This window comes from Kordia sp. E, from assembly GCF_056033805.1.
This window is the reverse complement of sequence record NZ_JBRASR010000001.1, coordinates 597,811-610,489: the sequence shown is the minus strand read 5'-3', so window position 1 is coordinate 610,489 and position 12,679 is coordinate 597,811. Positions and strand designations below refer to the sequence as shown.

The window sequence follows — 12,679 nt, the reverse complement described above, 5'->3', positions numbered from 1 at the left end:
AGCATTACAATATTGTGTACTTCCTGCTCCAAATTGGACGTTACTTGGTACTGCAGTCTCTCCTATATCTAAGGAAGCCCAACCGATGAGTGTAGCATCGTAATTTTCTGTAGAAATACCTGAATTTGCTAGCATTTCTCCCATATTAAAATTAAAAACACCATCAAAACCAGATAAATCCCAGCTTCCTAAACTTTGATTAAAACTAGTAGCGTTGTAGAACATACGGTATGCTTCACCTACACTAGAAGTGTCCCAATTGTCTAGTGGCTGATTAAACGAAACAGCACCATAAAATAGTTCGATCATATTTGTGACATTAGATACATCCCAGCTATTGATATTACGATTAAAACTCTCTGCTCCTCTAAATACATTACTTAGAGAAGTGATGTTTGTTGATATGTTCCATTGGCTAATATCACTGTTAAAATCTTTAGCATCATAAAACATTTGTCTCATCTCTTCAAGATTGGAAACATTCCAAGTACTAATGTTGCCGTTGAAACGTGTTGCATCCCAAAACATATTATTCATTTCTCTTACATTAGTCACATTCCAATTATCAAGATCTTGATTAAAAATACTAGCCCGACGAAACATATTATTCATGTATTCTACCTTAGAAACATCCCAAGAGTTAAGTCCGCCAACACCTGTAAAAGCTTCACATCTAAAAAACATACCATCCATATCAGTCACTTCTTCAGTATTCCAAGTACCAATGTTTCCATTGAAAACGAAAGCACTAGCAAACATATCCGACATGAGTGTTACATTTGATACATCCCAAGTATCAAGGTCTTGATTGAAATTGTTAGTACTGCTAAACATGTTGCTCATATCTTCAATAGTAGAAACATCCCAAGTATTAAAACTTGTATTTCCAATTAAGTTTATACAACTAGCAAACATATTTTTCGTAGAAGTTACATTTGCTAAGTTTGGCGCATCGGTTGCCGTTACCTCTAAGTTTTCACAGCCTGAAAACGCATTTTCCATTGTTGTCCAAGGGTTTGGTCCCCATTGTGATATTTGTTGAATTTTGTTGCGATCTCCCTCAACCTCAAAGTTGAAATAGATTCTAGGGAAATTACCTGTAATAGAAACCGTATAGGTTCCAGCAGTTGCGTATGTATGTGTAGCATCTCCTGTAAAACTACCTTCTACAGTACCATCGCCCCAATCAATTAAGTAATCGTATCCAGTTCCAGTTGTTGGGATAGTGATTGATTCATTGGCTGTAGTTGTTTGCCATTCCGTAATAAAGCTATTGTTGCAATCTGTAGTTTTTCCACCATCGGTAATAGTCCAACCATTGGTGTTAATTAATTGGTAGTGTTTAAATTCAGCTTCACAATATTGTACATTTACTGCTCCAAATAAGATCCCATTTGGTATGGCTGTTTCGCCTGCATTAGTGTCTAAAGTAGCCCAACCTTTCAATATGGCATCATAATTTTCTGTTGAAAGATTGGAATTGTTGAATATTTGATTAGCACTTGTTACGTTGCTTATATTCCAAGCACTTAAATCTTGATTAAATGAAAATGCACCACTGAACATACTTCTCATTTCATAAACTTTGCTTACATCCCAAGCACTCAAATCTTGGTTAAATGCTTCTGCTCTAAAAAGAAAAGAAGCAAAATTTTCTACATTACTTACGTTCCATGATGAAATATTACTATTGAAATTTGTACAACCTCTAAACATGAAACTCATGTCTTCAATAGTACTAACATCCCAATTAGACAAACCATCAGTTATAGATGTTGCTCCCCTAAACATTTCACGCATAGAGGTTACCGATGAAAGGTCTGGTGCGTCAGTAGCTGTTATTTTTATGTTGTTACATCCCTGAAAAGCATTTTCCATGTTCCTCCAAGAGTTTGTTCCCCAGCTCATTACTTCGGTAATTTTTGATTTATCACCGCTACTATTAAAATATATTCTAGGAAACGAGCCACTAATTATAATTTCATGTTCACCAGGCGTTGTGTAAATATGTGTAGGATTTCCTGTAGTACTACTTTCTATAGTTCCATCGCCCCAATCTACAATGTAATCATATCCGCCTCCTGTAGTTGGTATTGTGATACTTTCATCAGCTGTAGTTGTTTCCCATTTAGTGATAAAAGCATCAGTATTCATTAAAAAAGAGTCTCCTGTATGTGTTCCTCTGAATACGAATGTAGATTTATTATTACTATTAGAAAGTTCAGTTTCTCCTACATCTGAATCATATCTGTGATTTGTATCAAGGTGCTCATCAATTACAGATTCATCTACAATATTAGCTCCTAGAGCTCTATCTGGCCAGAAAGAAACACTCTCTATAGTGCTACTATAAGTAGACGTAAATGTTTGCCCTATAGTATCTGGATCTATTGAGTAATAATTTGTACTAGCAGATTTTACAATATCATTTGTAGAATTGCACTTGGCGTTAATTCCTAATGTGTTAAAAAAGAAAAGGAATAATGATGTGATAACTGTCAAAGTAGTTTTTACTTTCATGATTATATGGTTTTTTAATCATGTGCAAGATAAATGAGGTATTATATTCTTGAAATAAGAGATGGCACGTAGATACTAAGTATTGGTACGTATAGAAGAAGTTTTTCAACCTGTAGGAAAAAAGAAACGCTAGTGCTATTAATTTGACTTTTTGCCCAAAAAGGAATTGAATACACTAGCGTTTTTAAAGTAAACTAAACAATCTGAATTATTAATTACATGTCTTAATAATTGTTAGCAAGATAGGAGCAAAGCTATTTTTGTAAAATATGTGATGGCTCGTATATAAGTAGTATTGGTACTTAATGTTTGATTGGGTATTATAGGTATTGGGTGTTGGGTATTAGGTGTTGGGTGTTGGGTTTTTTGGTTATCTTAAAGTTTATATATAAAGGCGTATTTAGAATGAACTGAATACGCCTTTTGAGAATAGTATGATACTAACTACACTATTACAATTATTACTTGTGTTTTGTTAATTTTGAGGTAATTGTTCTATGATTTGATAGGTACTAAAGTTTAAGAAATTTCCAGGATGCGCTAATACGTTTTGTAAGATGACTGGCGTATCTGGATTTGTTCCTGAATATTGAGTTTGCCCATCCATATTTACATCATAATTATTATATCCATTAATCACATACGTAGGAAAATTTAAGAAATTACTTGGATCATTCAGTATTAAAGAAAGAATGTTTGGGACATCAGGGTTGGTTCCGGAGTATTGTATGATACGATCACCATTTACATTTCCTGCCCACATTCCCATTGTTGCTAATGGCAAACCAAATGTTGTTTGCGCATTTGAACCAAAGGTTAGGGTAGAAGGATTGGTAAAATCTATCTGAGAGGTAGTATCATCTAAAGCAATAGTATTGGCAGCTATAATACCTATGTGATTACGGTGTTTGATTGCGATATAATAATCTCCAGAATCCACATTGAACAATAGTGTTGAAGTACCATCAATAGTTACGACATCTCCATCGCGTTGTAATAAGGCAGATTGCGAGTCAATAATTAACGTATTGTCATTCTTGTCTCTTAATTCAATCCAAACCCAATCAACTATTGCATCAGATCCTGTAACATTAAATACACTTGCCTCAGCAGTTATTCCATCATTATATGGACTTGTAAGAGCGTTAGTAACGAGCCATCCTCCAGCGCGAAGATCATCGCGCATTAAGTTTTCTTCTCCATCATTAGGGTTTAAAGCAGCTCCTTGTAAAAATACTTTAGGAGCTATGGATACGGGACATGCTTTTCCTTCATCTATGATAGTCCAATTATAGGTAGTGACTAATAAATTCCAGGCTGTATCAGCTAAACAGTATTGATTGGTTTCTGCTCCAAAATCCACATTAAGTGGAATCCTAGCTTCTCCAGTATCTAATGTAGACCAACCTATTAATATATTATCATAATTTTCTTGGGAAAAAGGTGTTTCATAAAACATTTTTCGAGCATCTCTTAAATTAGAAATATCCCAAGAACTTAAATCTTGATTAAAATTATCAGCGCCTCTAAACATTTGAACAGTGTAGAATACATTACTCATATCCCAATTATCTAAAGGCTGATTAAACGTTGTGGCTTTATAAAACATATCTCTTGTATCAAAAGCACTTGACATATCCCAATTGTTTAAAGGTTGATTGAATAGTAAACAATTTGAGAATGCTGCAGTAAAAATGCGAACAGTACTCACGTTCCATGAATTAAAAGCTGTGTTACCTATAAGATTTCGACAATCTCCAAGCATGTAGCGCATAGAAGTAACACTGTCTAAATTAGGAGTATCTGTTGCCACGATATTTAGGTTTTGACAGCCCATAAAAGCATTCTCCATTGAAACCCATTGATTATCGCCCCATTGTACAATTTCTAATAGTTTTAAGCGATCACCACTATTGTTTATGTATATCCTAGGAAAACCTTCTTGGATAGTATTATAAGTAATTGAAACAGTATGAATTCCTGCAGTAGCATATGTATGTGTTGCGTCTCCAGTGATTCCTATTTCTATAGTACTACCATCTCCCCAATCTACATCATAATTATATGTTTCATCGGGATGCGTAGGAATTGTAATGGTTTCATTAGCTGTTGTAGTTTGCCATTTGGTAATAAAAGCTGTTATAAGACCTGGAGGAGGAATCTGTGCTTGTATAGTATTGAATCCGTTTAATAAGCAAAAAAATACTAATAGTATGTGTATTTGTGTTTTCATTATATTATAAGTTGTTAATTATGTGCAATGTAGTTTAGTGGTGGTTTTTTTGAAATAAGAGGTGGTACTTAAATACTACGTAGTGGTAAGTATTTTAGTTAGGTGTTGGATGTTTTTTAGAAGCCTGTTGTTTTATTGCGAGACGATTTTGTTAGTGTTTTTATTGAAAATTTTGTTGTTCTCAATATTTAGCTGTGCTTTTAACTATTTTAAAGTTTTGATAAAAAAAAACGCCACTTCTTTTCAGAGGTGACGCTTAATCGTAATTAACTAACTAGGTCAATTACTACCATATATAGAGTTAAACTAACACTCTATTATTTTTATATTTTTAGTTATCAGGTAATTACTCTGTAATTTCATAGAGACTAAAGTTTAGAAAGTTTCATTACATTCTTAGAAAAAGAAACGCTAGTATTATTAATTTGACTTCTAGCCCATAAAAGAAATTGAATAGACCAGCGTTCTTATAAGTAAACTAAACAACCTGAATTATTAATTACATTTCTTACTAATTGCTTGCAAGATAGAAGCAAAGCTATTCTTATAAAATACGTGATGGCTCGTAAATTTCTCGTACTGGTACGTATGTTGTTTTTTATGGTAAAGTATAAGTTACTTTACTTCAATATGTTAGTTGTAAGTGTTGTTATGAGCAAGATATTTAGCTTATATTATATAACATAAAAGGGTTATTCTACCCATAGATAACCCTTTTAAAAATAATCATAACTAACTACAATTATGACATTTATTGTTGATAAATGTTTTGTTTTATAGTATAAAACGCAAGCAGTACTTCAATTTCTTATAGCCCATTAAAAGAATTTAATACTGCTGCGTTTTCTTAGTAACCTAAATAACTAATTCATTATTTACATAATTTAAAGTGGTAGTAGTTGATATTTTGGTTTTCATTTATATCTTAATTTTCAAGAATTGATTTGTCTAGATTAAATTCTGTTTTTATTTTAGATAGAATTTTACTCGGAGACATACTATTAAAAGATTTGACAATTACGATTTCTGGTTTTATATGTTTAAATATTAACGCTTTCTTTATATCTGCTGCGTTTAACCCAGGTAATGTTTCTTCAATTACTACAATATGACTACGGTTTTTTATGATGTGAGTTAAAGCATTAAACCCATCAGAAAAAATATGAATATTCGTAACTCCTTTATTAAGGAAAAATATCTTTAAATTGTTTGTGTAATTTCGATCACTATGTGCGAGTACTATTTTCATTATCTATGCAATACATAATTAAACATACTGCAAGATATAATGCAAGTACTATAAATACTATAAGAACCAACACGTATTTACTACGTGTTAGTACGTATTTTTAGTTCGATAAAATGACGTTTCTATTGAGTAAAGCCCAATTTGTTAAGACATTATTGCCTTTTTTTAAGTCTAACTTGTCTATAATATTGCTACGGTGTTTTTCAACTGTTCGGATAGAAACCGAAAGTGAATCAGCTATGTCTTGATTGGAGATTTCTTGAGCAATTAGTTTTAATATTTTAGTTTCAGAAAGTGTCAATAAACTCAATTTTTTAAGTTCATCACTTGCATTTTGTAGTGGTTGATCGTCTATAGATTTACTAAAATATACTTTGTTGTTTAACACTTCATTGATACAATGCTCAATTTCAAAGAAAGTATCTTCTTTAAGTAAGTAGCCATCTATTTGAAAAGCTTTCGCTTGTACAATATAATAGGACTCTTTATGGAAAGATAGAATGATAAATTTAGTTTTTGCACCTTTTTCTCGTGCCATTTTGATGACTTCAAAACCTGTAAGTACAGGCATGTCTATGTCTAACAATGCAATGTCAGGTTGTAACTTTAAGATGAGTTCTAAAGCTTGTATTCCATTTGTTGCTTGTCCAATAACATTATATCCATTGACTTTTAATTCTTCATTTAAGCCTTTTAGTAACATTGGATGATCGTCTGCGGTAACTATGGTGATTTTCTTATCCATTTCTTATTGGAATACTTAATGTTAATATTGTCCCTTTTCCTAAATTACTTTGTAAATCAATATACGCGTTTATAATTCGTGCACGTTCAAATAAGGTTTTTAAACCCAAGCTCAGACTTCTCTGTTTAGAAGCAATATCAAATCCTTTACCATTGTCATTTATGAAGACTTTTACAGTTTCTTTTTCTCTTTCAATATGTAATTTTACAGCTTTGGCTTCAGAATGTTTTACAATATTACTTAAACTTTCTTGAATTATACGATATAAATGCAATTCAGATTCTTTAGATAGTAAATTATCAACATTTTCTACTTCTTCTGTGAAAAATAAGTCAGTGTTTTCATTCAAATCGTGAATCAACGCATTAATTGCTGTTGTAATTCCTAAACTTTCAAGATTGGAAGGATGCAAGCCACGTGAAATACTTCGAATTTCTTCCAGTGTTGAATTCGCCAAATTTTCCATGTTTTCATTTCCTGTTTTTTTGGTTTGTTTTGAAAGTAACATCAGTTTTTGTCCTACACTATCATGTAAATCTCTTGCCAAACGCGAACGTTCTTTTTCTTGTTCGTTAATAAGTTCTTGCGAGAAAACTTCCTGTAATTTTTTTTGTTGTTTGGTAAACTTTTGTGAACGTAGTAAATATATGATTGTAAATATAGCTAGCAATCCAATTCCGCCAAATAACAACCATTGCGATTTTATTTTGCTTTTTTTTTGTGCTAATTCCGTTTTTGTTTCGGCAATTTCTCGTTCTTTAACAAGTTGCAAGCTATCCTTTACTTTTTCTTTTCGAAAGTCATAGGTTAATTGTATTTCCTGAACCTTTTTTACATTATCAATATTTATAATAGAATCGTTATATGTATGATGTAGCTCAATGTATTTATATGCTTCTTTATAACGATTCATGGATTTGTAAATCTCTGATTTTTGAAGATACGCTTTGACTAACATTTCAATAAGATGTTCCTTTTTAGCAATCACAATTGCCTTATCAATATACTTAAGCGCTTCTATATATGCTTTCAGTTTCATTTGAACGCGCGAAATATCTACATACGAATTAGCCATTCCTTGCTGGAAATTTCCTTTTATTTGACTGTCTAATTTTTCCTGATAAATAGAAAGACTTTGTTTTAATTCTCCTTGTGATTCAAAGATTTCTGCAATACTCGATTTTGCTCTATACCAACCAATTTCATAGTTAGATTTGTCAAAATAATCTTTTGCTTTTTCATAATGATACATCGCCGAATCAGTTTGTTTTAACGCCAAATACGAGAGTCCAATATTGTTATGATAAAACCCTAAATTGCGCAGGATGCCTAAAGGATTTTGAATTTTAGCTTTTTTATTGGTTTTGATCGCCAATTTTCCAAATTCGATACTTTTATGATAATCTTCTGTATTGTAATATAATATAGATATATCTTGATATATAACTGCTAAACGGACTTTTTTATCTTGAATAGTATAAATATCTTTTGCTTTGTGAAAGAGTTCTAACGCTTTTGTAAAATTCCCTTGTATACGATTTGTACTGCCGTAGGATCTATATAAATCTCCTAAATGTATTGTATCCAATTGATACAGTTGAGAGTTAAATAACTCTAGCGCTTCTTCAATATGTAGTGAAGCTATGTTTAAACCTCTTTGCGATTCGTATTGGCTAAGTTTTAGTAAATTTAAAAATTTGACAGAGTCATTTTCAGATGTATTATATGCACGTTCAAGATTTTGTAAAACAGTATCTTTTATAGCAATAGACGTATTTTCTTGAGCAAAAGCAATGCTCAAAAAAAAGATTCCAATGAGATATGATACTACGTTTTTCAATACTTTTTCTTTATAATTTTAAATAGGAACATTTATGGTTAATATTGTTCCTTTATTTATAACACTATTCAAATTCATTTGAGCTCCAATTATTTTAGCCCGTTCAAAAAGAGTTTTTAACCCTAAACTCATACTTTTTTGTTTAGATAATAAGTCAAACCCTTTTCCGTTATCACTCACTTCAACCTTAATGGTGTTTTCCGTTTTTTTAAGATTCATTTTTACCGCTTTGGCTTCCGAATGTTTTACAATATTGCTCAAAGTTTCTTGAATAATTCTGTATAAATGTAATTCCGATTCTTTGGAAAGGATATTATCTATTTGATCAATTTCTTCCGTAAAGAATAAATCAGTATTAACATTGATGTCATAAATGAGCACATTGATTGCTTCTGTAAGTCCCAAACGTTCTAAATTGGAAGGATGCAAACCACGCGAAATACTTCGAACTTCTTCTAGCGTTGTACTTGCCAAATGTTTCATATTTTCGTTTCCAGTTTTTTTGGTTTGTTTGGAAAGCAACATCAGTTTTTGTCCCACACTATCATGTAAGTCTCTTGCCAAACGCGAACGTTCTTTTTCTTGCTCATTGATCAATTCTTGCGAGAACTCTTCCTGCATTTCTTCTCGTTTTTGTGCAAATCTTTTGGATCGAATTAAATAAATAATGGAGAACAGTGCCAATAAACCAATACCGCCAAATAGCATCCATTGTTGGTTGATTTTGTTTTCTGCATCTAATAAAGAGATTTCAGAAGCTTGATCCGCTATTTTAAAATCGCGCTTTTCCGTTTCATACAACGTCTGATAATAGGAGAGTGCTCTTGCTTTTTGAATACTATTTATGGAATCTTTCAATTGCGTATGCTTTGACGAATATATAAATGCGCTTTCAAAATCTCCCAAGCCTTTTGTTATAACCGATAATTGCTTGTATGCTTGATAAATTCCTTCAGGGTTATTAGAATTCAAGTATTTTGCTAGTACTTTTTCAGCTGCAATCTTGGCGCTGGCAAAATCTTTTATGCCGATAAAATAATCTGCTAAAGCTGTTTTATATTCGTATTCAAATGGTATTGGGTTTATAGTAGCATATTCTTGCTGTATCTTATCAAAGTATATTTTGGCTTTTGCTAAACTATCATTTTGCGCATAGGCAGATACCAATCCGTAATAGATAACAGGAGTCACATTAATAGGTTTTTTTTGTTTTTTAATTTCTTCAGCAGCTTCTCTCAAATAACTAATACGTAAGCGTTGATTTCCTTGTTTGCGAGCATCGATAGCTGCATTATATAAGTTAGGAATTAATACGTTATAATCCTTTTGTTTTTTGGCAATCTGAATTACCTGGTTTCGTTCTTCTTTAGCTTCTTCATAGAATCCTATTTTGCTATAAATAACCGCTAATGAATTTTGAGCCATTAAAAGGTTGGTAGTATCTTTTTGTTTTGTAAAAATGCTTGAAGTTTCTTTAAGAAGTCGCGATCCAGTTGCGTAATCTCCCATATCTACAAAAGCAGAGGCTTTATACGTTCTTGCAGTTGCATATAAGGAAGTATCCTTATCTTTTAAAGCAAAATTTTCTGCTTTTTCATATATAGGAATTGATGCTTCTATGGCTCCTGAAAAGAAATACGCATCTCCTGCATTGGTATATAACCGCGCAAGAATATTGTTATCATTAGTTTGTACACTTTTCTTTTCAAAATCTTGTAGCACTTTAATGCCTTCTTTAGGTTTTTGCACTCTATTCGCATAATAAAAAATCAAAGAAGAGGTTCTAGCCAATGCAATATCTATATCATTCAGTTTATAGGCAAAAGCAATGGTAGCTTTGGTAATGGAGTCATATTTGTACTCCTGTTTATGAGGTCGCACCAAACGACTCAAGCTGTCCATTAATTTCAGCTTTTCGATTCCATCTGTTTTTGAAATTTCATTTTTTAAAGTATTCACTTGAGGCATTATATCTTCTTGTGAAAACATAAAAACGGAAAACATTAGTATAAAAAAAGAAAGTGTTTTTTTCATAATTTTTTAAATTGGGATATTTACAGATAGTACCGTTCCTTTATGAATTTCACTATTTAATTTCATTTGAGCTCCAATTATTTTAGCCCGTTCAAAAAGAGTTTTTAACCCTAAACTCATACTTTTTTGTTTAGATAATAAGTCAAACCCTTTTCCGTTATCACTCACTTCAACCTCAATGGTATTTTCCATTTTTTTGAGATTCATTTTTACCGCTTTGGCTTCGGAATGTTTTACAATATTGCTTAAAGTTTCTTGAATAATTCTGTATAAATGTAATTCCGATTCTTTGGAAAGGATATTATCTATTCGATCAATTTCTTCAGTAAAGAATAAATCAGTATTGACATTGATATCATAAACAAGCGCGTTTATAGCTTCTGTAAGCCCTAAACGCTCTAAATTAGAAGGATGCAAGCCACGAGAAATGCTTCTAATTTCTTCTAAGGTACTACTTGCCAAATGTTCCATATTCTCGTTTCCAGTTTTTTTGGTTTGTTTGGAAAGCAGCATCAGTTTTTGTCCCACACTATCGTGTAAATCTCTTGCCAAACGTGCGCGTTCTTTTTCTTGTTCGTTGATGAGATTTTGCGAAAAATCTTCCTGCATTTCTTGTCGTTTTTGCGCAAATCTTTTGGAACGAATTAAATAGATAATAGAGAAGAGTGCCAATAAACCAATGCCACCAAACAACATCCATTGTTGGGTGAGTTTGTTTTCAGCATCTAACAAAGAAATTTCGGAAGCCTGATCCGCTATTTTAAAATCGCGCTTTTCGGTTTCGTACAAGGTTTGATAATAGGATAATGCACGTGCCTTTTTTATGCTTTGAGTAGAATCTTTTAAAATAGTTGCAGCATTATGATATGTATACGCCGTTTTAAAATCTCCCAATTCTTTATAAATCAAAGCTAACCTTTGTTTGGTTTGAAATGTTCCTTGAATCTGCTGCGCAGCTTCAAACATTGTTAAAGCTTCTTCGGCTTCGATTCGCGCTGTTTTAAATTCTTTAATTGCCATATGATACGCAACTATTGCTTCTTTGCGTGATAATGGAAATGGAATGCGATTTTGATTTGAATAGGTAGTATTCATTTCGTCAAAATATTGCTTCGCCTTATTAATATTTCCCGTTTCGGAATATGCTCGTGTGAGTCCGTATACAACTAAAGGTCTATATACAACTTCTACATTAGGTTCATTTAAATGCTTTAAAGCTTCTTCTAAAAGTGCAATTCTAAGAGAATCATTTCCTTGTTTTTCAGCGTCAATAGAAGCGTTTGTATAATCGGATATGAGTATTCTATGGCTAGATTTTATATCATATTTGTGTACTTGTAAACTACGCTCAATGTTTTCATTTCTCACAGCTTTTGCTTCTTCTAAGAAGCCAATTCTACTATACAAATCGGCCAGTCCGCTTTGCGCATTTGAAAGTCGTAATGTATCTTTTGTTTTTCGCGCTATTTCGGTAACATCTTTAAGTGATTTTGAAGCCAAAACATAGTTGCCGGTATCAGCATAAGCAGAGGCCTTATAACTTAATGCTTGCGCATATTTGGCTGTGTCATTCACTTTTAAAGCAAATCTTTCTGCATTTTCATAAAAGGGAATAGCTTCCTTAATTTTTCCAGAAAAGTAATGCGCATCTCCAGTAGCAATTTGAAGTCTGGCATATGCTTTTGTACTCGATGTATCTAAAAGAGAAGTATCAATATTTCGTTTTTTAAAGGTAGTATATATTTCAATGGCACGCACTGAGTTATTAAGAGCGTCAGAATAATAATAAATGCAATTAGATGTAAAATTTATACCAAATTGTATAGAATCTATATGAAACGCATAGTTCATAGTTTCCTTGGCAATTGAATCAAACTCTTTCTTCATTTTTCCTCTTGTCAAACCTGCTAAACTGTTCATAAGAAGCAATTTTTCACCTTGAGCAGACTGTTGTATTTTGCTTTTTAATTCTTCAATAGAAAACTCTAAAGAATTATCTTGAGAAACAGCCAAGAAAGAATTTAATAGTATAAAAAAAGAAAGTATTTTTTTCATAAT

General features: G+C 32.2%; 7 protein-coding genes. All 7 read right to left on the bottom strand.

Annotated features, from left to right (window positions below):
* A partial coding sequence (locus tag ACUUYC_RS02710) for a BspA family leucine-rich repeat surface protein (RefSeq protein WP_474263556.1) occupies positions 1-2,520 on the bottom strand: 2,520 nt, incomplete at its 3' end.
* 475 nt (positions 2,521-2,995) lie between these two features.
* Positions 2,996-4,753, bottom strand: coding sequence for a BspA family leucine-rich repeat surface protein (locus tag ACUUYC_RS02705; RefSeq protein ID WP_474263554.1), 1,758 nt, complete (start codon positions 4,751-4,753; stop codon positions 2,996-2,998).
* Between the two features lie 925 nt (positions 4,754-5,678).
* Positions 5,679-6,002 carry a hypothetical protein gene (locus ACUUYC_RS02700; protein WP_474263552.1) on the bottom strand — a complete coding sequence of 108 codons (324 nt, stop codon included), beginning with the start codon at positions 6,000-6,002 and terminating at the stop codon, positions 5,679-5,681.
* Between the two features lie 100 nt (positions 6,003-6,102).
* Positions 6,103-6,747, bottom strand: a complete 645-nt coding sequence (locus ACUUYC_RS02695; protein WP_474263550.1) for a response regulator — start codon at positions 6,745-6,747, stop codon at positions 6,103-6,105.
* Positions 6,740-8,587 carry a tetratricopeptide repeat-containing sensor histidine kinase gene (locus tag ACUUYC_RS02690; RefSeq protein ID WP_474263548.1) on the bottom strand — a complete coding sequence of 616 codons (1,848 nt, stop codon included), beginning with the start codon at positions 8,585-8,587 and terminating at the stop codon, positions 6,740-6,742. The genes ACUUYC_RS02695 and ACUUYC_RS02690 overlap by 8 nt, the downstream gene beginning before the upstream one ends.
* 18 nt (positions 8,588-8,605) lie before the next feature.
* Complete coding sequence (locus ACUUYC_RS02685) at positions 8,606-10,621, bottom strand: tetratricopeptide repeat-containing sensor histidine kinase (RefSeq protein ID WP_474263546.1); 2,016 nt, start codon at positions 10,619-10,621, stop codon at positions 8,606-8,608.
* A gap of 6 nt (positions 10,622-10,627) precedes the next feature.
* Positions 10,628-12,676, bottom strand: a complete 2,049-nt coding sequence (locus ACUUYC_RS02680) for a tetratricopeptide repeat-containing sensor histidine kinase (RefSeq protein WP_474263544.1) — start codon at positions 12,674-12,676, stop codon at positions 10,628-10,630.
* Between the last annotated feature and the right edge of the window lie 3 nt (positions 12,677-12,679).